Annotated in this window: 23 protein-coding genes; 13 read left to right on the top strand and 10 right to left on the bottom strand. The window is 62.2% G+C overall.

Annotation, left to right across the window (positions count from 1 at the left end):
- The first annotated feature begins 23 nt into the window (after positions 1-23).
- From A37A_RS16710 to A37A_RS16715, 3 genes are read left to right on the top strand one after another with little or no spacing between them, the layout of a single operon-like run.
- Complete coding sequence (locus A37A_RS16710; protein WP_018291193.1) at positions 24-824, top strand: ABC transporter ATP-binding protein; 801 nt, start codon at positions 24-26, stop codon at positions 822-824.
- Positions 825-833: 9 nt separating this feature from the next.
- A complete protein-coding gene (locus A37A_RS0109050; protein ID WP_018291194.1) occupies positions 834-1625 on the top strand; it encodes an ABC transporter permease in 792 nt (263 codons plus the stop codon).
- Positions 1622-3013: a glycerate kinase gene (locus A37A_RS16715; protein ID WP_018291195.1), complete on the top strand. Its 1392-nt coding sequence runs from the start codon at positions 1622-1624 to the stop codon at positions 3011-3013. Before A37A_RS0109050 ends, A37A_RS16715 begins: the two co-directional genes overlap by 4 nt.
- A 204-nt stretch (positions 3014-3217) precedes the next feature.
- Here the strand turns inward: A37A_RS16715 and A37A_RS20090 are convergent, their stop codons facing one another.
- Positions 3218-3382 carry a hypothetical protein gene (locus A37A_RS20090; protein WP_020494222.1) on the bottom strand — a complete coding sequence of 55 codons (165 nt, stop codon included), beginning with the start codon at positions 3380-3382 and terminating at the stop codon, positions 3218-3220.
- 169 nt (positions 3383-3551) lie between these two features.
- Here A37A_RS20090 and A37A_RS0109065 point away from each other — a divergent pair, with 169 nt between their 5' ends.
- On the top strand, positions 3552-4880 hold the full coding sequence (locus tag A37A_RS0109065) for an ankyrin repeat domain-containing protein (protein ID WP_018291197.1): 1329 nt from the start codon (positions 3552-3554) through the stop codon (positions 4878-4880).
- Positions 4881-4893: 13 nt separating this feature from the next.
- Here A37A_RS0109065 and A37A_RS0109070 read toward each other — a convergent pair whose 3' ends face one another.
- Positions 4894-5061 (bottom strand): DUF4032 domain-containing protein, encoded by a 168-nt coding sequence (locus A37A_RS0109070; protein ID WP_231363840.1) that lies wholly within the window; start codon positions 5059-5061, stop codon positions 4894-4896.
- Positions 5062-5552: 491 nt separating this feature from the next.
- A complete protein-coding gene (locus A37A_RS0109080) occupies positions 5553-6602 on the bottom strand; it encodes an Mrp/NBP35 family ATP-binding protein (RefSeq protein ID WP_018291200.1) in 1050 nt (349 codons plus the stop codon).
- 124 nt (positions 6603-6726) lie between these two features.
- Between A37A_RS0109080 and A37A_RS0109085 the strand changes: the two genes are divergently transcribed.
- Together A37A_RS0109085 and A37A_RS0109090 are read left to right on the top strand one after the other, a co-directional pair.
- Positions 6727-8073, top strand: coding sequence for an exo-beta-N-acetylmuramidase NamZ domain-containing protein (locus A37A_RS0109085; RefSeq protein WP_018291201.1), 1347 nt, complete (start codon positions 6727-6729; stop codon positions 8071-8073).
- Positions 8070-8429, top strand: a complete 360-nt coding sequence (locus A37A_RS0109090) for a type II toxin-antitoxin system RelE/ParE family toxin (protein ID WP_018291202.1) — start codon at positions 8070-8072, stop codon at positions 8427-8429. The genes A37A_RS0109085 and A37A_RS0109090 overlap by 4 nt, the downstream gene beginning before the upstream one ends.
- Before the next feature lie 153 nt (positions 8430-8582).
- Here the strand turns inward: A37A_RS0109090 and mdh are convergent, their stop codons facing one another.
- The gene (gene mdh / locus A37A_RS0109095; protein WP_018291204.1) at positions 8583-9509 is read right to left on the bottom strand and encodes a malate dehydrogenase; all 927 of its coding nucleotides are present in this window, start codon (positions 9507-9509) and stop codon (positions 8583-8585) included.
- A gap of 627 nt (positions 9510-10136) precedes the next feature.
- On the opposite strand from mdh, the gene A37A_RS16720 reads away from it, so the two are divergent.
- Positions 10137-10853, top strand: coding sequence for a cyclase family protein (locus A37A_RS16720; RefSeq protein WP_018291205.1), 717 nt, complete (start codon positions 10137-10139; stop codon positions 10851-10853).
- A gap of 55 nt (positions 10854-10908) precedes the next feature.
- Here A37A_RS16720 and A37A_RS0109105 read toward each other — a convergent pair whose 3' ends face one another.
- The gene (locus tag A37A_RS0109105; protein ID WP_018291206.1) at positions 10909-11343 is read right to left on the bottom strand and encodes a type II toxin-antitoxin system VapC family toxin; all 435 of its coding nucleotides are present in this window, start codon (positions 11341-11343) and stop codon (positions 10909-10911) included.
- Positions 11340-11639: a type II toxin-antitoxin system Phd/YefM family antitoxin gene (locus tag A37A_RS0109110; protein WP_018291207.1), complete on the bottom strand. Its 300-nt coding sequence runs from the start codon at positions 11637-11639 to the stop codon at positions 11340-11342. Before A37A_RS0109110 ends, A37A_RS0109105 begins: the two co-directional genes overlap by 4 nt.
- Positions 11640-11844: 205 nt before the next feature.
- Here A37A_RS0109110 and A37A_RS0109115 point away from each other — a divergent pair, with 205 nt between their 5' ends.
- Positions 11845-12513 carry an isoprenylcysteine carboxylmethyltransferase family protein gene (locus tag A37A_RS0109115; protein WP_018291208.1) on the top strand — a complete coding sequence of 223 codons (669 nt, stop codon included), beginning with the start codon at positions 11845-11847 and terminating at the stop codon, positions 12511-12513.
- 13 nt (positions 12514-12526) lie between these two features.
- Here A37A_RS0109115 and A37A_RS0109120 read toward each other — a convergent pair whose 3' ends face one another.
- From A37A_RS0109120 to A37A_RS0109140, 4 genes are all read right to left on the bottom strand, one after another.
- A complete protein-coding gene (locus A37A_RS0109120; protein WP_026195757.1) occupies positions 12527-13960 on the bottom strand; it encodes an NAD-dependent succinate-semialdehyde dehydrogenase in 1434 nt (477 codons plus the stop codon).
- 109 nt (positions 13961-14069) lie between these two features.
- Positions 14070-15707 (bottom strand): SagB/ThcOx family dehydrogenase, encoded by a 1638-nt coding sequence (locus A37A_RS0109125; protein WP_018291210.1) that lies wholly within the window; start codon positions 15705-15707, stop codon positions 14070-14072.
- Positions 15708-15832: 125 nt separating this feature from the next.
- On the bottom strand, positions 15833-16690 hold the full coding sequence (locus A37A_RS0109135; protein ID WP_018290086.1) for an IS3 family transposase: 858 nt from the start codon (positions 16688-16690) through the stop codon (positions 15833-15835).
- Positions 16690-17019, bottom strand: coding sequence for a transposase (locus tag A37A_RS0109140; protein ID WP_018289699.1), 330 nt, complete (start codon positions 17017-17019; stop codon positions 16690-16692). Before A37A_RS0109140 ends, A37A_RS0109135 begins: the two co-directional genes overlap by 1 nt.
- Before the next feature lie 73 nt (positions 17020-17092).
- Between A37A_RS0109140 and A37A_RS0109145 the strand changes: the two genes are divergently transcribed.
- From A37A_RS0109145 to A37A_RS16730, 5 genes are all read left to right on the top strand, one after another.
- A complete protein-coding gene (locus A37A_RS0109145; protein WP_155996544.1) occupies positions 17093-18292 on the top strand; it encodes a DUF3631 domain-containing protein in 1200 nt (399 codons plus the stop codon).
- 32 nt (positions 18293-18324) lie between these two features.
- Positions 18325-19233, top strand: coding sequence for a hypothetical protein (locus A37A_RS0109150; protein ID WP_231363842.1), 909 nt, complete (start codon positions 18325-18327; stop codon positions 19231-19233).
- Positions 19234-19241: 8 nt separating this feature from the next.
- Positions 19242-19457 carry a hypothetical protein gene (locus tag A37A_RS0109155; protein WP_018291213.1) on the top strand — a complete coding sequence of 72 codons (216 nt, stop codon included), beginning with the start codon at positions 19242-19244 and terminating at the stop codon, positions 19455-19457.
- Entirely contained in the window at positions 19454-20707 is a 1254-nt protein-coding gene (locus tag A37A_RS16725; protein WP_020494227.1) for a DEAD/DEAH box helicase, read from the top strand. Before A37A_RS0109155 ends, A37A_RS16725 begins: the two co-directional genes overlap by 4 nt.
- Positions 20708-20821: 114 nt before the next feature.
- Positions 20822-22171 (top strand): IS1380 family transposase, encoded by a 1350-nt coding sequence (locus A37A_RS16730; protein ID WP_040887697.1) that lies wholly within the window; start codon positions 20822-20824, stop codon positions 22169-22171.
- The last annotated feature ends 98 nt before the right edge of the window (positions 22172-22269 follow it).

Here is a 22269-nt window from a genome sequence, read left to right on the forward strand (position 1 = left end):
TTGAGGAGAGCCCAAAAGAGAGAATGAGCGAACCCGTCGTGGTGGTGCAGAAGCTGCGGAAGGAGTTCTCGCGCAACCGGCCGGTCGTGAACGGACTCTCCTTTGTCCTGAATCGGGGAGAGGCGCTCGGCCTTTTGGGGCCCAACGGGGCGGGAAAGACGACCGTCGTCCATCTTCTCCTCGGATTGACCACCCCGACCTCGGGAAGAATCGTGATCTTCGGCCTGCCGATGCCTCAAAAACGGATCCGGGTTCTCCAGCGGGTGAACTTCGCTTCCGCCTATGCCCTCCTCCCCTCGAATCTGACCGTTCGACAGAACCTGATGGTCTTTGCCCGCCTCTACGGGGTCGCCCGGCCGCGGGAAAAGATTGCGGGGCTCGTGGCGGAGCTGGAGATCGTGCATCTGGTTGACCAGGTGGCGGGGAGGCTCTCCGCAGGGGAGGCGGCGCGCGTGAGCCTCTGCAAGGCGCTGCTCAACGATCCCGAGCTTCTGCTCCTGGACGAGCCGACGGCGGGGCTCGATCCCGACATTGCGGACAAGGTGCGCCGTCTTCTCCGCCGGCTCCAGGTCGAGCGCGGAATCGCCGTGCTCTACACCTCTCACAACATGCGGGATATCGAAGCGGTTTGCGACCGGGTCCTCTTTCTTCGGAGGGGCCGCCTGCTCGCCGAGGGAAGCCCGGTTGAAATTCTCCGGAGCTTCCGATGCGATGACCTGGAAACGCTGTTCATCCAATTGTCCCGGGAGGAAAGCGAGAGTCTGCCCGTGGAGAGCGAGGCGGGCCCGGAGGAGCCGTCGCGGAGGCTGCCCGGGACGCGGTGAGACGATGCGATGAATCTTTGGCGCATCTGGGCTCTTGTCCTTCGCTACACCTATGTCTATCGGAGGAGCGCCATTCGGATTCTCGAGGTCTTCTTCTGGCCGGCCATCGACCTGTTGGTCTGGGGCTTCCTGACCCTCTACCTGCAGCAGCGCGGGCGGGAGCTTCCCTCCGGAGTCGCCTTCCTGGTGGGAGCCGTGATCTTTTGGGACGTCATCTACCGCTCCCAGCAGGGAATTACGCTCTCGTTCCTGGAAGACATCTGGTCTCGCAACCTCCTCAACCTCTTCTCTGCTCCAGTGCGGGTCACGGAGTTCGTGGGAGCGACCTGTGTCGTGGGGATCCTGAAGACCTTGGTGGTTGGACTCTACTTGACCGTGCTCGCCTTTTTCCTCTACCGATTCAACCTGCTCGCCGTAGGGCCGGCGCTCTTCCCGCTCTTCGTCAACCTGCTCTTGACGGGTTGGGCGCTGGGAATCGCGACGACCGCTCTCCTTCTGCGCTGGGGGCAGGCTGCGGAAGGGATCGCTTGGGCCGTCCCTTTCGCGATCCAGCCTTTCTCCGCCGTCTTCTATCCGGTGAGCGTTCTGCCCTCCTGGCTGCAGCCCGTGGCCTGGAGCATCCCGGCAACCCATGTCTTCGAGGGGATGCGCCTTGCTCTCCGCGGAGGCTTTGCCTGGGATCACCTCGTTTACGCGACGCTGCTCAACCTCGTCTATCTGGCCCTGGCCGGCATCTTGTTCGCCCTTCTCTTCGCCTCCGCCAGAGAGAAGGGGCTGCTCGTGAAGATCGGCACCCAATGACCGGCGCCGAGCGAATTGGGGAGAAGAGGATCCGCATTGCTCTGGAGGGCAGTCATCGGGGGCTCGCTCGGACCGGTCTAGCCGACGCCGCCTTGACGATGCTCGAAAGCGGCCTTCGGGCCGTGGATCCGGAGGAAGCGGTCCGCCGCTCGGTGCGCAGGGAGGGAGAGACCCTTTGGGCCGGCGGGAGGGAATATCGGCTGGTCGGCAGGAGGGTGCTCTTGCTCGCCGTGGGCAAGGCAGCGGGCGGGATGGCGGCGGCGCTCGAGGAGATCCTGGATGGATGGATCGCAGGCGGGCTCGTGACCATGCCGGCGGGGGCGACCGCTCCCCCGCTCTCCCTCCCGGTGCGGGAGGCGGGCCATCCGCTTCCGGACGAGGCCAGCCGGGCATGTGCGGAGGAGGCGGCCCGGCTGCTGCGAGGGGCAAGATCCGGAGATCTCGTGCTCGTCGCTCTCTCCGGAGGGGCTTCCGCGCTCTGGAGCCTGCCGGCAAACGGACTCGGCCTCACGGATCTTCGGGAGACGACCCGGCTCCTGCTCGAAAGCGGAGCCGCGATCGAGGAGATCAACGCGGTTCGCAAGCATCTCGAGCTCCTCAAGGGTGGCGGAGTTCCCCTCCTGGCCCCTTCGGCCCGCTTTCTCGGCTTGGTTCTCTCCGATGTCGTCGGAGACCGGCTGGAGGCGGTCGCGTCCGGCCCGACGATGCCCGATCCCTCTCGCTTCGCCGACGCATGGCGCATCCTGGAGCGGAGGCGGATACTCGATCAGATCCCTTCCGCGGTGCGAGCCCGGCTGGAGGATGGGCTCTCCGGAAAGCTCCCGGAGACTCCGAAAGCCGGCCACCCGGTCTTTGCGCGGGTGGAGAACCTCTGCGTGGGCAGCGCGCAAGAGGCGGTTGCGGCGATCATGCGTTCGGCTCAGGCCCAGGGCTTTGCCGCCGCGTGCCTCACGAGCACGCTCCAAGGAGAAGCGTCGCAAGTCGGCCTGGTGCTTGGGAATATTCTGCGGGAAGAGGCCCTCCACGGCCGCCCGCTGCCACGCCCCTGTGCGCTCCTGGCCGCCGGCGAGACGACGGTTTCGATCGCGGGAAAGGGGAGGGGAGGACGGAATCTGGAGCTCGGCCTCAGCGCCGCTTCACGTCTGGCCGGGCTCCGCGGGGTCTTGCTCGCCACCGTGGCGAGCGACGGGATAGACGGTAACAGCGGAGCGGCAGGAGTCGTAGTGGATGGGGAGAGCTGGAAGAGCGCGGAGGCGTCGGGCCTCGACCCGGATGGCCTTCTGGCAAGGAACGATTCGCTCGCCTTCTTTCAGGTCGTGGGTGGCTTGCTTCGCACCGGGCCGACCGGCACGAACGTCAACGACTTCAGCCTGCTGTTGGCCGAGTAGCGGGTTCTAGCCGCCATTTCTCCCAAGCGTTCTCCTGCGGCTTGCAAAATGGGCTTGTCTGCTTCGCCCTCGCTCGGTTTTCCATCCTTGCAGTATGTCCCTCATACAGCTCTGGCCGGAAAACCGGCGCCGCGCCTCGCATCCAAGTCCATTCGCGGCGCCTCGGCTACGAACTTTGTGAGAAATTGAGAAATGGCGGCTAAGCTATTCGGGGAGCGCCGGGGACTCCGGACGATCGCCCTGCAACCAGCTGAAAGCGGCTGCGGCGCCGAGAGCCACGATCCAGCCCCCGAAGAGAAGAAAGAGAAGCAAAAGACCGCAGGAGGTCGCCACCCCGGTCGCCAAAGCGGCAATGACATTAATTAACATAATAGTCTCCATTTTCTATGCTGCTTGTCTTTGTGATTAATGCGTGAGAATCAATTGCCGATATATAAGCAGAGCGAATGTATCTGTCGAGAGAAAACTTTGCCGGCATTGCTTCTATGGATGGGGTGGCGGATCTCACCCTGGCGGGCGGCTGGAGCCGTCGGGATGGGTGCGCTTCGAAGCGGCTTGCGTGCGGCTGCTTGCCAACCTGTTTCAGAGGAAGAGTGCAGGAATCGTCTCCCCGGTTCTTCCCCCTTGGGGAACCTTCTTTTCCCTTGGGTTTCCGGTGAGAGGTGAGGTAAGGCGGATAGGCATGGGGAGAGATCGGGGAAGCGCATGGGTTCCCCGGTGGGTCTGGGCAGCCGTCGCCGGCTTCTGGGTGGGGGGAAGCCTGCCATCGCCGGCAGCCATCGAATTTGGCGAGGCGCGGAATTTTCCGCAAGGCGGGCGCTGGATCTTTGTTCATCATTCACCGGATATCGTCGGATTTCAGGATGCCGCTCTGGCAAAGGGTCGGGAAGAGGGAGAAAGAGACATCTCCTGCCTTCTCATCCTCCCCTCCACCTCCGAGGGCCTGAGACCGCGCGAAACGCTCGAGCGGCTTTTGCGGGACGCCTATCTCTCCTACTACAACGAGTTGGTTGGTTCGCGCGCGCCCTACTTCCGCCGGCAAAAGCTCTCCTTTTTTGTGATTCGACCAGGATCACTTCCGAACGGACAGGGCAATTTTGCCGGAGCGGAGGTGATCGCAGCGGGTACCGTCGGACTCGCGGAGATGGCCGCCGCCGTTTTTCCCCAGGAGATCTCCCGGCGGCAGGTGAGGATCACTTGGGGACCGGGGGAAGGGGAGGCCTCGGGAGTCGCCGACGAGGGGGCGAGGGAGGGAGAAGGAGCTGGACGTGAGGATGCCCGGAGGCGGAAGACTCTCTCCGCGCTGAGGGACGCCATCCGCGACCATTCCAAGGCAAGCCTGGAGCGGATCCTTGCCTCCGAGCCCCGCTATCCCATCGATTACGGGAATTCCGATTCGGCGCTGGCGGAAGCAACCCGCCGGGATCCCGGGCTAGCGAGTCTCCTGGTCGAGCGCTACGGTGCGGATCCGGCTCATCAGGCTTCCACCCTGGTCGCCGCTCTTCCCCCGTCGGCCAACGAGGAAGCGATCGTTAGGATGCTCCAGAGTTTCTTTAAGCACGGTCTTGGAATCGAAGCTACGTCGGAAACGGGACAGACCTTTCTGCATCGGTGCGCGGCGCTCGGCTATCCGACCGCGGTCGCCTTCCTGCTGGCCCAGGGGGCCAACCTCAATGGGCAAGATCGCAACGGAATGACGCCGCTGATGATCGCGGTGGAGCGGCGGGATGCGAGGATAGCGAAGCTTCTCCTGGAGCACGGCGCCGAGGCGCACACGGAGAAAAACAGCGTCGGGGAATCGGCAGCGGAAATGGCGCTCCGCCTGCAAGATCCGACCCTGACGAAGCTGCTGAACGAGAGCCCTTGAAGGCGTGGTCGGGCTATTCGAGACGACGCCCTTCGCGCCAGCCCGCGCGGTGGTGGAGAATCCAGTCGAGGAGCGCCTTCTCAAAGCCGATGTCGTGGCCTTGCTTCTCACTCTCCAGCCATTTGTGTTTCAGGATCTCTTTTCGCTCCTCCAGGTAGGCTCGATAGAGTGCGGAGTTCATGAGTAGCGATTCCCCTTCCCGCAGGGACGAATCTTGGTCAGAGACGCGTTGCATGGTTCTGGCAGTAACCCTTCCTCCTTGGCTCGCAAATGCTAGGCGGCTCACGTGAAAGCCCTTTGATGAGGATTGGGAGGGAGGTGGCTCGGCTTCGGAGAGCCAAAGTTCCCACCACAGACCGAAGAGCGCGGTGCCAAAGAAGGCGCTCCTGCTCTTCTCGAATAGCTCCTTTCGGTTGAAGCCAATGCGACGCTTGCTTGGGAGTGGTTGTCCCAATCCAGGGCCGATCCGCAAAGGACGCCGGGATTCCGCAGGCTTGACCAGCGAAGATGCCGATCCGTTGGGCCCTGCAGAAAATGCTCAATCCCGTGCGTTTTTGCGCTCCCGCGTTGAACCTCGCAAACCAATTTCTCGAACTCCTCGTTCTCCTCGTGCTCCCGATAAGAAGGGAGGGTGCCGCACCCTCCCTGCGCCTAACTGTGGGGTGATGGAAACTACGATACAGAAAGTGTGTCAAGGATTTTCTTTGCCGCATCCCGGAAGGCTCGGCTCGAGGGGCGATCGGGCTCCGCAAGGACGATGGGAACACCCAGGTCGCCCGATTCCCGAATTGCGATCTCCAAGGGGATCTCCCCGAGAAAGGGCACGCCGATCCGCTCGGCCTCCCTCCTCCCCCCGCCCGCCCCGAAGATGTCATAGCGGTTCTGATCGTTGGGACAGAGAAAGTAGCTCATGTTTTCGAGGAGGCCGAGCAGCGGGACGTTGACCTTTCCGAACATGCCGACCGCCTTCCGCGCGTCGATCAAGGCGACCTCCTGCGGCGTGGTCACGACCACGGCTCCGGAGAGGCGCACGGTTTGAACGATCGTCAGTTGAATGTCTCCGGTTCCCGGCGGGAGGTCGAGGACGAGGACGTCGAGATCGCCCCATTCCACGTTACGAAGAAACTCTTGCGTGTAACGGGTGACGAGCGGTCCACGGAGGACTGCGGGTTGATTGGATTCGAGCAAGAACCCCATGCTCATGACCCGCAAGCCGAACCGCTCGATCGGGACGAGACGCTGCTCCGAAGTGACCTGCGGAGACTCCTGGGTACCCAGCATGAGGGGAATGCTGGGTCCGTAGATGTCGCAGTCGCAGAGGCCGGCGGCCTTCGTCCCTTCCTTCTGGAGGGCGATCGCCAGGTTGACGGCGACCGTTGACTTGCCGACCCCGCCCTTTCCGCTGGCTACCGCGACGATATGGCGGATCGAAGAGGGAGCGGCCGGCCGTGTGCGCGCGGCCGGTTGGGAACCGGACGGGACGATGGCCACCTCCACCCGCGCGACACCCGGAAGCCCGGAGAGCCGTTCCCGCACCCGTTGCTCGATCTGCGCGGGCACTTGGGGATCGGCCGTCGTCATCTCCAGACGGAGGGAAACCGTTCCGTTCTGCACACTGACCTCCTTGACGAGGCCGAAGGAGACGATGTCCCGGCTGAAGCCGGGGTATTTGACCTGCCGGAGCTCCTGACGGACCGCTTCGGTTGTAACGGATTCCGGCATAAGACTAGGAGGAAGCAGTAAGCCTGCTCGGCAAGGGAGTGCGCAAGGAAGAGGCTCGCTCGGGGAACGCCATTGACCCGGAGCGGGGCAAGCCCGTATGAAAGGCCCTGCTTCTTACCGGCATATGACACGACTCATCGGCTTCGGGTTCCGTTTCCTACTCCTAGTATCGGCTCTTCCCCAAGCCTTGCAAGCTGCCGCTCTGGTCGATTTGGGTGTCGACGTCTTGGCGAGGGGGCAATTCCGCGAACTCCAAGGCAAACGAGTGGGACTTATCACAAACGCTTCGGGAGTCAACAAGAACGGAGCATCGACCCTCGATCTTCTGCTCCATGCCCCTGGAGTGCGTCTGACGGCGATTCTTGCTCCCGAGCATGGCCTCTACGGAACGTCCTGGGCGGGAGAACGGGTCGCTTCCGTTCAGGATCCACGGACCGGCCTGCCGATCTACTCTCTCTTTGGAGAGACGAGGAAACCGACGCCCGAGATGCTTCGAGACCTCGATGCGCTGGTCTATGATGTTCAGGATATCGGCTGCCGGAGCTACACCTACATCAGCACGCTCGGATTGGCGATGGAGGCGGCTGCGGAAAACGGCAAGGAGTTTTTTGTGCTCGATCGGCCGAACCCGCTCGGGGGCGTGCGCTGCGAAGGCATGCCGCTCGACTCTCGCTTTCGTTCCTTTGTTGGCGAGTGGGACGTTCCCTACGTCTATGGGCTGACCGCTGGGGAGCTGGCGAAGATGATCGCCGGAGAGCAGTGGATCAGCAAGCGCCCCGCGCTTACGGTGATCCCCATGAACGGATGGCGCAGGGAAATGATCTGGGAGGATACGGGGCTTCTCTGGATTCCGCCCTCCCCCAATATTCCCCAGTCCCAGAGCGCCTTCTTTTACGTTCTCACGGGGCTGCTCGGAGAGGCCAGCGGGGTCAATAACGGGGTCGGCACCCCTCTGCCGTTTGCCCTGGTCGGCTCTCCGGAGCTCGATCCCTATGGCTTCGTTCGAGCCATGAGCCGGTCGCGCATCGCGGGGGTCGTCTTCCGGCCGGCCTGGTACCGGTTGTTCGGCAAGGAAGGGCGGGGCAAGATCTTCGGAGGAACTCAGATCCATTTACGTGATCCCCGTAGGGTGCCGTTGGTCCCGACGGCTTTGACGCTCTTGGAGGAGGTGAACAAGGCGCTCAACGGAACTCCGATCGCCGGCATGCGGGCGGACGATGGCGTGATGTTCGACAAGCTCTGCGGCGGGGATGCCGTGCGGCTGGCCCTCCAGCAGGGGAAGTCCGTCAAGGACCTGTGGGAGAGCTGGGAGCCCTACCTCGACGAGTACCGAACGCGGCGGAAAAAATATCTTCTCTATCCGGAAGCCGCTGCTCATCCTTCCTTCGGAGAGACGGGGGGCGAGGATCCACCCCTGGAAGGGGCCATTCCCAAAGCGCAACCCGTACCCGCGAACCGAAAGGACCCATGAGCAAGCCCTTCCAGATCGTGTTCAGCAAAGCAAGCCTTGGTGAGCTTGCGGTGCTTCCCAAGGATATCCAGCTCCAGGTGCTCGCCGAATTCGAAGTGCTCCCGCGGGAGTTAGAAGGAGGAGGGTCAGAGAAGCTCGGAACGCTCGAGCGGGAAGGACGGCAGCTTCGTCGCTTTCGCTGCCGGGATTACCGCATCTATTTTGCGATTCGGGACAGCGGAGTGGAGGTCTACCGGATTCTCCACAAAAATACCCTCGCCGACTTTCTTTTTCGCAGCAACCTGCCCTTGGCCGAAGACGAGGAACTGGAAAAGAGCGCCGCTTTTTGGCGGATGATCGACGGGCGAGAGCCTTAGCCGCTATTTCTCCCAAGCGTTCTCCTGCGGCTTGCGCAATGAGCCTGCCTGCTTCGCTCTCGCTTGGTTTTCCCTCCTTGCAGTACGTCGTCATCCAGCTCCGGGGGAAAACCGTCGCCGCGCCTCGGGTACGAACTTTGTGAGACAGGCAGGTTAACCGGCGAGCTGCAGCTTGGCTACCTTCGCGGCCACGCGGGAGCTGCTTACCTGTAAGTCCTTTAGCTCGGCCGCGTTGAGAGGTAGCTCGACGATCTTCTCCACGCCCGAGCGACCGAGAATGACCGGCAATCCCACGAACTGGCCGGTAATGCCATATTGCCCGCTGCACCAGGCTGAGCAGGGAAGCAGCCGCTTTTGGTCGCGGACCACGCTTTCGACCATTTGGGCGATCGCTGCGGCCGGGGCGTAGTAGGCGCTGCCCCGTTTGAGATAGCGGACGATCTCGGCCCCTCCATCCCGCGTTCGCGTCACGAGCTTCTGGATCTGGTCCGCAGGGAGCAGGAGTTCGATGGGAACCCCGTTGACCGTGGCGAACCGCGGCAAGGGAACCATGTCATCCCCGTGGCCGCCCAGAACCATCGCATCTACGTCCGCCTGAGCGACTCCCAGCTCTGATGCGAGGAAATGCCGGAAGCGCGCCGAGTCGAGAATGCCTCCCATCCCGAAGATGCGCGCCTTTGGTGTGCCAACCTTCACGGCCACAAGGTGGGTGAGGGCATCGACCGGATTGGTCACGACGATGACCATCGCCTGGGGTGCATGCTCGCGAACCTGGTCCGCGACCGAAGCCGCGATGCCCGCATTCCTCTCCAGGAGGTCATCGCGGCTCATCCCCGGCAGGCGAGCCATCCCGCTGGCGATGACGACGATCTCCGATCCGGATAGATCCTTTGGATCGTTCGTCCCGAACACGCGGGACTCAAATCCCCAGATTGGAGCGGACTCCATCATGTCGAGCGCCTTTCCTTGTGGAAGACCCTCGACGATATCGTAGAGAACCACGTCGCCCAAGTTCCTCTCTACCAGGCGCTGAGCCGTGGTTGCGCCGACAAAACCCGCTCCGATGACTGCGATCTTCATGATGTCTTGTTTCTGGTCTGCTCAATTCCCTTGGGGAAGACTTTCTGCCCGGAGTGATGCCCCGTCCTGGCCTGCCTGTTTCCTAAGCGTTCTCCTGCGGCTTGCGCATTGGACCTGTCTGCTTCGTTGGGGCTTGGGTTTTTGGTCCTCCTCGCAGTATGTCGTCATACCATTCCGGGGGAAACCTGTGCCCCGCCTTGCCTCCAGGCACATCGGCCCTCGCCTCGGGTACGAACTTTGTGAGACATGCAGGTTAGGGATTCTAGGGAATCAGAGGACGGCCTGACAAGCTGCGGCTCGCCGATGACGGCAGAAACACGCAACAATCGGCTTGCGCGCTTTCGGGCTTGAGACGAAGAGAGCGGAGAATCTTTCGGCGAACGCCTCCTTTTGGCACGCGTCATGCTTTGTTATGGTTAGCCATTGCCTGTTCTCCTAGCTGGGGGAGGGCGGCCCGAGAGGCCGCCCCCCCCGGCACTGCGATCCAGGGGCAAATCCGCGGAGAAACTGGGAATCGCATTCTCCTTGTCATTTGAACGAAAAGCGGGAAGAAAAGCGGGAGGGGTGGGGGCGCGCAATTTTCTCGGCAGGGTCGCGGTTTCGGCTTTCGCTCGTGGGGAGTAGATCATGAGCGCGCAAAGAGTGCTCGATCTCACCTATTCCTTCGAGGAGCGTACCCTCTATTGGCCGACGGAGACGGGATTCCACTACTGGTACGAACACCATGGGCCGGTTGCCGGGGAGGAACGCTTCTACGCAGCTGGAACCTTTTACGCTCCCGAGCATGGCGGCACTCACCTAGATGGCCCGCTCCACTTTTCGGAGGGGGGAGCTTCCGTCGATCGGGTTCCCCTGGAGAAGTGCATTGGGCCGGCTTGCGTGATCGACTTTCGAAGGCGGGCGGAGAGCGATGCCGACGCGGCTCTTTCGGTCTCCGACCTTGAGCGGCATGAGCGGCAATGGGGCCGGCTACCCGACGGAGCGATTGTCGTTGCCTACTCGGGGTGGGGGAGGTTCTGGCCGCAAAAGAAGCAGTACCTCGGAACGGACCGGTGGGCGGATGTCGAGAACCTCCACTTTCCGGGCTATTCGTCAGAGCTGGCCTCCTTTCTTCTCCGCGAGCGGAATATTGCGGCGCTGGCGATCGACACGGCCAGCCTGGATCCGGGTCGCTCGCGGGATTTTCCCGTCCACCGGCTCTGGCTCGGGGCGGGTCGGCCCGGCTTCGAGAATCTCGCGAACGTCGGAGCACTTCCCCCGCGGGGAGCGACGATCTACGGAATTCCGATGAAGATCGCCGGGGGCACCGGCGCTCCGGCTCGCGTCTTTGCCGCCATCCCTTGAGGAAGTGAGGAGAAGTCCCTAGGCGTTGGCTCCCCGGAGGAGAAGCGCGCTCTCTCTACGGCCTCACCCGTTCCGCCAGGGGAAAGCCTTCCTTTCGAGCTGCCTCGAGGAGGCGGTCGTCCAGGGCGACGAGCGGGAGCGATCTTGGCCGACCCTCTGCTGCCACGAACGCGGCCGCAAGCTGCAGCGCATCCGCCGCCCGCAGCGGATGGACGCGGAGAAACCTCGCTGCGGCTTCCCGCACGATCTCGCAAGGTTCGATTTCGTGCCAGCCCTGAGCCAGATCCGTCAAGCGGCGGAGCGCTTCCTCGACGCCTTCCTGGCTAAGGGCTCCGGAGCGCTCGAGGCGGGCGAGAGCGGAGGCGCATTCCGTTTGGGACGCCCACCAGACGAGCAGATCCGGGTCCTGTCGGGCGAGGGCCTGCATTTGTGCCGTTGCTGGTTCGGCGACCAGCAGGGGAACGATGGCCGACGAATCCCAAAAGTTCATCGCCCCTGTCGGCGCTCCTCCAGGAGAGCTTCCAGCGCCGAGGCTCCGGAAACGGTTCGAGGCGGCTGGCTGCGCAAAAGGGGCGAGGGCATCGGGCCGCGGCCCGGCCGGACGAGCCCTTGCCGGACGAGCCGTGAGAGCTTCCCCTCCTGTTCTTCTCGGGAATCTCCGCGGGCCGGTTCCAGGCGAGCCACCGGCCGGCCCCGATCGACGATCAGCACGGGTTGGCCGCTTTTGAGGCTATCGATCAGGGCGCTTAGGTTGTTTTTGGCTTCGGTCACGCTCGCCTTTCTCATGAGGGTAGAATAGTCGGAATGAATAGGCTATTCAAGCTAGTCCATTTGTGAGACAGGCAGGCTGGATAGCGTTAGGAACAGTAGCGCGGGCATTCCCGGCGCTTTGGACGGGCCGAACACGCAGCCTGGCCGGCTCTTGTGTGAGAGGAAAGCGTCTTCTTTTCCGAATAGCCGGTGCAAACTTCCGGCGAATCTTCACTGCTCCATGAAACTCAAGGCGAGGCCCGCGCTGCCGATTGGGCTCATCTTCGTATCGACCTTCGCCTATCTCGCGCTGCCGATCTTGCTCTTCGGGGGAATCCGTCCCTTCCTGGCCAACCCGGCGCGGGCGGCACTCGCCCTGGCAACGCTCCTCCTTGCCGGGATCTCCCTCTTCAGCCGGGGCAATCTGAGCCCGGGGGAGCGCGAGGACCGCGGGAATCGCTGGGTGGTTCTCGCTTTCGGGTTGATCGGCGTTCTGGACGGCTTTCTCCCGGCGCTCTGCGATCGATGGAACTTCTGGGTCGTGGATGGAGAAGGGGTCCGCTGGGTGGGGGTAGTGCTCTATGTGGGCGGGGGAGCTCTGCGGATCTGGCCGGTCTTCGTGCTTGGGCGGCGGTTCAGCGGGCTGGTGGCGATTCAGCCGGAGCACAAGCTCGTGACGAGCGGCCCCTACCGGTATCTCCGGCACCCGAGCTACCTTGGGCTGCTCGTCTACGTGTTGGGATGGGGCTTGGCGTTTCGCTCATGGGCTGGGGTCGTCCTCGCCGGGCTTTTGCTTCCTCCGCTCTTGGCGCGGATCGCGGCCGAAGAGCGGCTCCTACGGTCCAAGTTCGGAGCCGAATACGATGCGTATCGCTCGCGGACTGCCCGGATGATTCCGGGAATCTATTAGCGATTTGGCTGGCTCAGTCCAGGCCGAGAGAGAGGTATTGGGGCTCGAGATATTCCGCGAGGCCCCACTTGCCGCCCTCCCGGCCGAGTCCCGACTCGCGGAAGCCGCCGAACGGGGCCTGGGCGGTCGAGGGAAGGGCGTCGTTGATGCCGACGATCCCGTAGGGGATCTCCTCGGCGAAGCGGAGGGCGCGCTCGAGGTCACGGGTCCAAAGATAAGCGGCCAACCCGGCCCGGCCGCGGCGGGCGGCGGTCAGCGCCTCCTCTTCGCTATCGAACGTGCAGACGGGAGCGACCGGACCGAAGGCCTCTTCCTCCAGGATCCGGGAAGTGAAGCCAATCTCGGCAAGGATCGTCGGGGGGAAGAAAAGCTCGTGGCTCGGACCTCCCAGGATGGTTTTTGCTCCGCGGGCGAGAGCGTCTTCGACGAGATCCCGGACCTTGGCCAGGCCCTGCGCGTTGACGAGCGGGCCCACCTGGGTCCGCTCATCGAGCGGATCTCCCAGCCGAAGGGAGGCAACGCGGTCGGCGAAAAGCCGCGTGAACTCGCGTGCGATCTCCTTCTGGAGATAAAACGCGTTTGCCGCGACGCAGCTCTGTCCCCCGTTGCGGAACTTCGCGGTGATCGCTCCGTCGGCCGCCTTTTCCAAGTCGGCGTCGGCGAATACGAGGAAAGGAGCGCCGCCGCCGAGCTCAAGGCTGACCCGCTTGAGAGTCGAGGCGCTCCCCTCGTAGAGGCGCTTTCCCACGGGAGTGCTTCCCGTAAAGGTGAGCTTGCGAACGCGGCTGTCGGCCAAAAATGGCGCTGAAAGGCTTTCTGGATCGGAGCTGGGAAGAACTTGGAAGAGGGCGGGCCATCCTCCCGACTCCTCCCAGAGCCTGGCAAGCAGAAGGGCGGTGAGAGGGCTCTGCTCGGCAGGCTTGAGCACGAAGGGGCAGCCCGCCGCAAGGGCCGGAGCCACCTTCCGCGTGACCATGGCCGCGGGGAAGTTCCACGGGGTGATCCCGTAGACGGGTCCGACGGGTTGGGAGCGCACCAGGATGCGCTTGTGAGGGTGCTGGCTCGGAACGGTCTCTCCGTAGATCCGTTTGGCCTCTTCGGCGTACCATTCGACAAAGCTGGCAGCATAGAGAACCTCACGCCTGGCTTCGGCAATCGGCTTCCCCATCTCTTGCACCATCGTTCGGGCGAGCGTTTCGGCATCGCGAAGAATCGAGCCGTGCCATTGCCGGAGCAGGTTGGAGCGGACGTAGGCCGTCGCCGATTTCCATTGCGGGAAGATCTCTGCCGCCGACTCGATCGCGATGCGGGCTTCTGCGGCTCCGCAGTCGGCCACCTCGGCGAGAAGAGAGCCCGTTGCCGGGCTTCTCACGGAAAAGGTGCGCGAGGCTTCGACCCAGGAACCGGCAAGGAATGCCTTGGAGAGAAAAGGGGAGGGGTTATCCATCGATGGCTCCAAACTGAGAAGAAGGGATCGGTCGGCGAATCTCATTCTAGCGAAAGAGCGGCTCGCGGGCGAGAGCAATGCGCCCTCCCGGCTTCCCTACGGAGTCTGTCTAGTCGGCGGCGCGACGGAGGCGGGCGTAGGCGGGCTGCGTCTGCAAGCGGCGATCGACGACTCCTCGGCCAACGGCGAAATGGTAGAGGCTCTGCCACGGGAGTCCGCGAATGCCTACGAGATCGTGGAGGCCGTCGTCGAAGTAGCAGCCGATCCCGGTCCCCTGGAGCCCGGCGGCTTCGGCCCCCAAGTAGAGGAGCTGGCCGAGGAGGCCGCATTCCCAAAAGAGACGGGGATAGAACCAGGGTCGCTCTTGGACGCCGGAGAGGTCGGCCAGCATGGCGAGGGCGAAGCAGCCGCCGGAGGCAATGGTCTGGTAGCAACTGATCTTGGCTGCCAACTCTCGGAAATCTCCCTGGGCGAGCTGGCAGAAGGGGAGAGCATCCGGAAAGCCGGGAGGGGTCTGCCACGCGAACTCCGGGCGCAGCTCCCGGCGAAGGGAGGCTTCGTGGGCCGGGGAACGGAGGAGGAGGTAGAGTCCGGGGGAGAGGCCCTCGACCCGATGAACGAAGAAGAGGAGAGAGACCTTCGGCCTCCAGGGGAGAAGGGAGAAGGGGAAGCCGTCCCCCCTGGGCAGGAGTTGGGAGAGAATGCGAAGGAAAGAGTCTGGGGAGATCGACGCCTTGCCGTCCATCGCCATGGCACTCCGCCGCCGGCGCAGCAGAAGGCTCGCCCCTTCCGAGGAGAGAGGGACCACGGGCGGGACGGTGGGATAAGAGAGGGGTTCTTCCCCCGACCAGCCGCCGGGATAGGCAGCGGAGATGATCGCTTGCTCTAGGAGCGGCCAGGGGAGGTGATCGGAAGAGAGCCGGTTGGGATCTCCCAGGGGACGCTGGTCCCGCAGAGTGGCGAGAAGGGCGGAGGGAAGCTGAAAGCTTCGGGTGGCCCCGTCGAGGCGGGCATTCCGGTTCGGGAAGATGGCCAGCAGGCAGTCGGCATGCTCCGCTTCGGGCCCCTGCTGGTTTTCAACCGCCAGGATCCGGGCGAGCTCGGGCGCGCCGACCGCTGGCAAGACGAGCGATCGCCAGCCGCGGATCCTGGCGGAAAGCGCTAGGGTGGCGAGGGCGTGCCCGAGGTCGTGGTGGCAATATCGGAAGGCCCGCTCTCCATATTTCCACGCTTCGCGCCAATAGATCGAGCTCAGGCCGACGAAGAAGGTTCCCGGCGGCAGGCTGGCGACGATCTCCTCCCACTGGTCGGCCCCAAGAAACCGGCGGGCCTCCAGGCTGTGCCGAAGAGGAGAATAGTGAAAGACCCCGGCGCTTTCGTTCCCGGAGAGCGGCGGAAGGAGGAGATAGCCTTCGGTCGGATGGAGGTTTCCGCTCGAAGGATTGACTCGCAGCGACCAGGGAGAGGAGTGGGCCGCCTGCTTCCAAGCCGAAAGGGCGAGGCTCTCATAGAGGAACCGGCTCAGCGAGCGGAGAGAGAGGGGTGCGGGTTCCGGAGGCCGATCCAAAAGAAGGTCGTAGCAGGGTCCCGCTTCATCGGAAGGGAGGTCGAGTAGGGTTTCGGGACTGCCTTCGAACCGGCGGAAGGGGTCGGGCTGGTTCTCCCAGTCGAGGAATCCGGGGCTGTCCGCGTAGCCCGAAAAGGAGTGCTTGGAGGAGGTGTGATAGGCGAGGATGGAGGAGGCCATCGGATGTGTTCCCAAGCTTGGGAAGAAAGGCCCAAAAAGCAATCCTCTCGACCTCGCACGGATCGTCCCACCTCTTCTCCCTCCGGTGATCTTTCTTCGAAAACGTGGACGGGGCTTCGGAGGATTTAGTTGTTTAGGTTAGCGAGATTCTTTTCGAAGTCCAGCGGGGATTGGTAATGGAGGCCGCTATGAAGGCGGCGACGGTTGTAGAAGCATTCGATGTAATCGAAGATCATGATCTTGGCCTCTTGTTTTGTTTTCGGGAGGAAGGAGCCGAAGCACTCGGTTTTGAGCGTGGCCCAGAAGGATTCCATCATGGCATTGTCATAACACTGTCCCTTGCGGCTCATGGAGGCGACGGCACCGCAGGAGTGCAGTAGCGCGTTGAACTCTCCGCTGGCATACTGGACGCCGCGATCGGAATGGTGCAAGAGCCCTGGGTCGGGGCGCCGGCTTTTCCACGCCTTGTTCCAGGCTCTTGTCACCAAAGGCGTNGAGAGCGAGTCCTCGGCATGCCAGCCGACACACCGGCGGGAACAAGCATCGAGGATGCCGCAAAGATAGAGCCAGCCCTCGGCGGTGGGGATGTAGGTGATGTCACCGATCCAGATCTGGTTGGGGCGATCCGGCGCGGGCATCCGGGCCAGCCAGTTGTCGGCGACCGGAAGGCGATGGGCGCTATCGGTGGTTCGGGGACGGAAGCGGCGTTTTTGTTTCGCGCGCAGACCGAGCTCCCGCATTAAGCGGGCCACGCGATTTTTGCCGCAAGGCTCTCCGGCCTTACGCAGCGCCCAGGTGATGCGCGGGCTGCCATAGGTTCTCCGGCTTTCCAGGAAAACTGGATGGATGGCCGCAAGCAGTTGCTTGTCCCGTTGCCGACGGCTTCCCCGGTCCTTGTGCTGGTGAGCATGGAAGCCGCTCCGCGAAACCTCCAGAGCTTCGGCCAATTCAGTGAGGCAATGATCTTTGGTCATTTTTTGCATCACCGCATATCGTTGGCAGGCATCTCGGCCGACAAGATGCCCAATGCTTTTTTTAAAATGTCGCGCTGACGGCGCAGATAGTCGTTTTCCTGGCGCAACCTTCGCAGCTCGCGCTGCTCGGGCGATTCGGCCGCCAAAGTCTTGGGATCGCTGAAAATCCGACCGCCTTGGGCATCCTTGACCCACAGATTCAGCGACCAATGGGAAACGCCGAGATCGCGAGCTACCTCGAGAACCGAACGCCCCCCTCGCACCAGGGCCACCGCATTCTCTTTGAACTCGCGGTCATAACGACGCGCGAACTTGCTGCTGCTCTTTCCGTTGTTCATTTGGGGTTTTCCTTTTTATCCCCCAAAACCCTCGTCCGCAAAATCGAAGAAACTTCACCTGGTGCTGGAGATCATGGACAAGATCGGAGGAGACCGGACATGCCATGCCGTCTCTCCTTCGGCGTCTTCGCTCTTTCGGAAGATCGATAGGCTTGGAGAGGGTCTCATCCTTCTGCTGGACGAGCTAAACAACCTAGCAGGAGAGGATGCCGCCGCCATCCGGGAGATCATCAATGCCGGCTACAGGAGAGGCGCTCTGGTTACGCGGTCGGTGAGGATGCCGGATGGGAACTACCAGGATACGGACTACCTCGTATTCTGCCCCAAGGTGATTGCCGGACTGGGTAGGCTACCAAACACAACCGCTTCTCGCTGCTTCACCATCCTGATGGAGAAGCGGCCTCCGACGGCTACCCTCGAGCCGTTCCGCCCGGACCGCAAGTCGGAGCAAGCGAAGGCCGCGGAGATCCGCTCTCGGCTGGACAGGCTGCGGGGCCTTTTGCCCGCGCTGAAGAGCGCACAGCCTCCCGATCTCTTTTGGCTAGCGGATGGCCGCCAACAGGAGGTAGCGGAGCCGATCCTCATCCTGGCCTCGATGGCGGGGCAGGATTGGGAGAAGAGAGCACGGGCAGCCATCTCCCACGCCTTCAGCCTGACACCAGACGAGGAACCGCTACAGATCGCTCTCCTGCGGGATCTGTGCACCATCTTCGACCAGGAGAGGGCCAATAAGCTAACCACGCGAGCCATCATCCAAAAGCTCAACGACATGGAGGAAGCTCCGTGGAGGGACCAGCGCCGCGGTCAGGGAGTCAATGCACACTGGCTGGCCAGGGCACTGCGGCGGTTCCGCATCGGCTCAAAAAACATGAGAACTCAAGAGGGTGGTGTAGGCAAAGGGTATGAAGCCGCGCCGATTCGGAAAGCATGCGAGTTATACGCCAACACCCCTCCCACCCCTAATTTCGGGGATTCAATCCGATACTCCGCTGCAAATGTTGATGGCCAAAGAGTTAACCCCGATTTTCAAAACTCTATAAACCCCTTTTGTGGCGTTTCAAGCGTTTCAAAAACCGCATGTAACTCGTTGATGCCGAACAAAAGCAGCGGAGCAGCGTTTCAAAATGCGGATTTTTCGGGGGGAGGGGGTATTCAGCCCGATTTTGGACTGGAAGCCGAGTCTGCGGGGGGGAGCGATGTAGGACAGAAATCGGAAGGTTTACCCACCTCCGAAGCCGGGATGGATTTTAAGGATGAGAAATACTTCGGCTGATGAACCCGACGATTAGGCAGAAAGGGGAAACGATGAAAACATTGATCTCCGAACTGCGAGCAACCGGATCGACGATTGAGTTGGTTCCGGACGGCAGGATCCGTGTTAAGTGGGCGAAGAACTTGCCCGAGAGCGAACGGATGCAATTCGGGCAGATCATCGAGCAGAACATAGAGGCACTCAAAGAGGCTCTCCGCGCCGAAGCAGCAGAGCAGGAACCCGACGATCCCGCGCGCCGCCATTACATGCAACCCGCCGAGTTCCTCAAGGAGCTACGCGCAACCGGAGGCTCGCTCACGATCAAAGACGACGGCCGGCCGTGGATCAGCTTCGCCGCCGACACCCCCAGAGAGGTGAAGGACGAACTCACCCTCGTCTACGTCTACCACCAGGCTGCCATCCTAGAGGAACTCCAGAAGCAGTTGGCCGCGGCCGAACCGAGCCCGCGGGAGGAAGAGCCCATCCCGCTCGATTCCACCGAGGAGATGGAGCTTCGGGAGACCGAAGAGTATAAGGATCTTCGGGAAAAGCTTCTTACCTACTGGAACGTATACGGGCGCACGCCGACCATCGACGAGTCGTTTCACAGGTATCCCAGGCATCCCAAGACTGCGGTTCGCGCAGCCATAGAGGATATGGCGCAAGTCTGCCCCGATTGCGCCCGGAGGCTTGAGATTGGCGCCTGCACTCACCCGGAGCCGCCTGGCTGGTTTCAAACCAAGCGTGACCGCAACGAGCTTCGCTTGCTTGTCATGTCGGAGCTTAACCAGTTGGAGCGACCGCCTACTCCTCAGGACATCAAGCAGATCTGCGAGCGCGCCCAACGGATGAAAGGTTTTCTTCCGTCGGTAACACTCCGCGCAATCGAGAAGAGCCTGAGAGAGCGAGAGAGAAATGAAATGTGGGGGAACGGCGCGCAGAGGAGGGGAGAACAAGGATAGGCTTTAGAATGAACAGCCGCCCCAGACTATTCCTCGACCTGCAGGACCGGGCCTACCGGACTTTGCTGCGCGCAGGAGCGGGCAAGGATGCAGCGCTGGATTTAGCCACCGAGATCGCCGAATCGGTCATGGTAGCCGTCAAGGCCGGATTGGAGACGGAGCCCGAGGATTACTTCCGCCTGTTGATCGAGGAGACCCTGGCCGGCGCGGAGGGGCAGAGATGAGCGGACTTCCTTACACAACTAAGGCTTTGCTCCGGCCCTACCAAAGCGCCGCCTTAGAAGCCATCCGCGAGGGTTGGAAGGAAGCCCGCCGTCTCTTGATTTCTGCGCCAACTGGATCGGGCAAGACCGTAATCTTCGCTCATGCCGCCGCCGAGGAGGCGAGGGCAGGCCGGAAGGTGTTGGTGCTTGCCCACAGAGAGGAACTCCTAAGCCAAGCTCAGGCTTCACTCAAGAAGTTTTGCGGCCTTCCCTCTTCGCTCGAGCAGGCAAACGCCGTTGCATCGCTCAAAAGCCCGGTGGTGGTGGCGAGCGTGCAGACGATGGTGCGGAGATTGTCTCGATTCCCGAAGAATCACTTCGGTCTGGTGATCGTCGACGAAGCGCACCATTCCGCCGCCGGAACCTACGTCACCATCCTCGATTACTTCTCGAGCGCTCGCGTATTGGGCGCCACCGCGACACCATTCCGGGCAGACGAGAAGCAGTTAGGGACTATCTTCGAGAAGGAAGCCTACCGCATCGGGCTGGCCGACCTGATCCGCCAAGGCTATCTCTCGCGCTTGACCGTGGACACCCTGCCGCTGTCCGGCGGGGGAATTGATTTGGCCGGTGTCTCAATCCGAAAGGGAGAGTTTGCCGAGGAGGAAGCGGCAGACGCCATCACGCCTTATCTCGAGGAGATTGCCGGGATTATCGCCACGCACTACGCCGGACGCCGCATCCTGGCCTTTCTCCCGCTCCGCGCAACCTCCAAGAGCTTCGTCGCCTTCTGCCGGGATGCCGGACTGCGGGCAGAACACGTTGACGGGGAATCTCCCGATAGGTCGGAGATCCTTGAGCGGTTTCGGAAGGGCGAAACCCAAGTCTTGAGCAATGCCATGTTGCTCACGGAGGGCTTCGACTGCCCCCCGGTTGACGCCATCCTGCTTTTGCGTCCAACGCGCTCGAGAGTTCTCTACCAGCAGATGATCGGGAGGGGGACGAGGCTCTTCGAGGGCAAGCGCGATTGTTTGATACTCGATCCCTGCTTTGTTCACGATCGCCTGCCGCCCTTGCGGGCCTCCTCCCTGATCGCCAAGGACGCAGAAGAAGAGAAGCGCATCGATACAGCCGGCTGCAAGGACCTACTGGAGGCAGCCGAGAAAGCAGAAGAAGCGCGCCGGGAGCGGGAAGAAACGCTGGTATCCCGCTTGCAAGATCACTCGCGCCGCATCGTCGCGGACTACTTAACCCCGATATCTCACCAATAGCGGGCATAGCGGAAGGCAAAAAAGTTCGCAAAAGGGCATAGGAAAGGCCGTCTTTCCCTGGTATAAGTGCGTTAAGAAGACGTTACTACAACCAGAAAAAAGAAACGGCCTTCCATGACAGAGTGTAGCCAAGAGACTTTTGGGTTTACAGCGCATTTTTCGCGACGGGTGGAAGCGGGATTTACCGCGGGTCGGATCTCCAGCGATGGGGGCGCAATTCTGTTGCGGGAAGCGGATCGGAAGATCGGTTTGTTAAGACGGCTGGAGGGCTGCTTTCGGGATCGACGCCATCCGAAACGCATTGTGCATCGGGTACGGGAGATGCTTGCCCAGCGCATCTTCGGGATTGCGATGGGCTACGAAGACCTCAACGACCATGAGCAGTTGCGGACCGATCCGTTGGTTGCTCTCCTGAGCGGGAAAAGCGATCTGGAAGAGGATCTGGCGGGCAAGAGCACGCTCAACCGGCTGGAGCTGGTGGGTCGAAGCGAGCGCTACCACAAGATCGACTACTCGGCCGAAGCGATTGACCGTCTTCTGGTCGATCTCTACCTCGAATCGCATCCCCAGCCCCCTGAGGAGGTGGTTCTCGATCTGGATGCGACCGACATCCCCCTTTACGGACATCAGCCGGAGCGCTTCTTCCATGGTTACTACGACTCCTACTGCTATTTGCCGCTCTACATCTTTGCTGGCGATCAACTCCTTGGCGTCCGGCTTCGGCCATCGAACCAGGATGCGTCGGCGGGCTCCCTTACGGAGGTGAGCCGGATCGTGGAACAACTCCGTACCCGTTGGCCCGGAGTCCGGATCGTGCTCCGGGCCGATTCGGGCTTCTGCCGGGAAGAGATCATGGCTTGGTGCGAAGCCCATCAAGTCGACTACCTCTTCGGCTTGGCCCGCAACGAGCGCTTGTGCCGGACCATTCAGGGGTCGATGGAGCAAGCCCGTCGTCTGCACGAGTCGAGTGGCAAGCCGGCCCGCTTCTTTACCGAGTTTGCCTACCGCACCTTGAGCAGCTGGTCGAGGGAGCGCCGGGTGGTCGCCAAAGCCGAGTACCTGGAAAGAGGGGAGAATCCGCGCTTTGTCGTGACCTCTCTCTCCACCGAGGAGTGGCCCGCCCAAAACCTTTACGAGAAGCTCTACTGTGCTCGTGGCGACATGGAGAATCGGATCAAGGAACAACTCCACCTCTTTGCCGACCGGCTCTCGACCGCGCAAATGGCCAGCAACCAACTTCGCCTCTACTTCTCGGCTCTTGCTTACACCCTGGTCGAAGCGCTGCGACGGCTGGCTCTGCGAGGAACGGACTGGGCCGAGGCCCAGGTCGACACCCTCCGGCTCAAGCTCTTTAAGATCGGCACGCTGGTCCGAGTCAGCGTCCGCCGCGTCTTCCTCTCGATGAGCAGCGCCTATCCTTGGAAGAGCCTCTTTACCCACGTCTTCCGAGTGCTGCGTTGCTGAGCATGTGCCAAAACCGCAGATCTGTTCCTTCGGCAAAGCCTACGACCAGGCGGAGCCTTGCTCCACAACCGGCTTTTTGCGCTTTGCAGTGCTCGCGT

It is taken from the genome of Verrucomicrobium sp. 3C, from assembly GCF_000379365.1.
Lineage (GTDB): Bacteria > Verrucomicrobiota > Verrucomicrobiia > Methylacidiphilales > Methylacidiphilaceae > Methylacidimicrobium.

Excerpts from the sequence above, each read along its gene's own strand:
- A37A_RS0109080 (WP_018291200.1), bottom strand. The coding sequence starts at position 6,602 with ATGCCGGAATCCGTTACAACCGAAGCGGTCCGTCAGGAGCTCCGGCAG.
- A37A_RS20090 (WP_020494222.1), bottom strand. The coding sequence starts at position 3,382 with ATGTTAATTAATGTCATTGCCGCTTTGGCGACCGGGGTGGCGACCTCC.
- A37A_RS16710 (WP_018291193.1), top strand. The coding sequence starts at position 24 with ATGAGCGAACCCGTCGTGGTGGTGCAGAAGCTGCGGAAGGAGTTCTCG.
- A37A_RS0109125 (WP_018291210.1), bottom strand. The coding sequence starts at position 15,707 with ATGGCCTCCTCCATCCTCGCCTATCACACCTCCTCCAAGCACTCCTTT.
- A37A_RS0109090 (WP_018291202.1), top strand. The coding sequence starts at position 8,070 with ATGAGCAAGCCCTTCCAGATCGTGTTCAGCAAAGCAAGCCTTGGTGAG.
- A37A_RS0109120 (WP_026195757.1), bottom strand. The coding sequence starts at position 13,960 with ATGGATAACCCCTCCCCTTTTCTCTCCAAGGCATTCCTTGCCGGTTCC.
- A37A_RS0109070 (WP_231363840.1), bottom strand. The coding sequence starts at position 5,061 with ATGAACTCCGCACTCTATCGAGCCTACCTGGAGGAGCGAAAAGAGATC.
- A37A_RS0109145 (WP_155996544.1), top strand. The coding sequence starts at position 17,093 with ATGGACAAGATCGGAGGAGACCGGACATGCCATGCCGTCTCTCCTTCG.
- A37A_RS16730 (WP_040887697.1), top strand. The coding sequence starts at position 20,822 with ATGACAGAGTGTAGCCAAGAGACTTTTGGGTTTACAGCGCATTTTTCG.
- A37A_RS0109150 (WP_231363842.1), top strand. The coding sequence starts at position 18,325 with ATGAAAACATTGATCTCCGAACTGCGAGCAACCGGATCGACGATTGAG.
- A37A_RS0109085 (WP_018291201.1), top strand. The coding sequence starts at position 6,727 with ATGACACGACTCATCGGCTTCGGGTTCCGTTTCCTACTCCTAGTATCG.
- mdh (WP_018291204.1), bottom strand. The coding sequence starts at position 9,509 with ATGAAGATCGCAGTCATCGGAGCGGGTTTTGTCGGCGCAACCACGGCT.
- A37A_RS0109115 (WP_018291208.1), top strand. The coding sequence starts at position 11,845 with ATGAAACTCAAGGCGAGGCCCGCGCTGCCGATTGGGCTCATCTTCGTA.
- A37A_RS0109110 (WP_018291207.1), bottom strand. The coding sequence starts at position 11,639 with ATGAGAAAGGCGAGCGTGACCGAAGCCAAAAACAACCTAAGCGCCCTG.
- A37A_RS0109155 (WP_018291213.1), top strand. The coding sequence starts at position 19,242 with ATGAACAGCCGCCCCAGACTATTCCTCGACCTGCAGGACCGGGCCTAC.
- A37A_RS0109140 (WP_018289699.1), bottom strand. The coding sequence starts at position 17,019 with ATGAACAACGGAAAGAGCAGCAGCAAGTTCGCGCGTCGTTATGACCGC.
- A37A_RS0109105 (WP_018291206.1), bottom strand. The coding sequence starts at position 11,343 with ATGAACTTTTGGGATTCGTCGGCCATCGTTCCCCTGCTGGTCGCCGAA.
- A37A_RS16725 (WP_020494227.1), top strand. The coding sequence starts at position 19,454 with ATGAGCGGACTTCCTTACACAACTAAGGCTTTGCTCCGGCCCTACCAA.
- A37A_RS16720 (WP_018291205.1), top strand. The coding sequence starts at position 10,137 with ATGAGCGCGCAAAGAGTGCTCGATCTCACCTATTCCTTCGAGGAGCGT.
- A37A_RS0109050 (WP_018291194.1), top strand. The coding sequence starts at position 834 with ATGAATCTTTGGCGCATCTGGGCTCTTGTCCTTCGCTACACCTATGTC.
- A37A_RS16715 (WP_018291195.1), top strand. The coding sequence starts at position 1,622 with ATGACCGGCGCCGAGCGAATTGGGGAGAAGAGGATCCGCATTGCTCTG.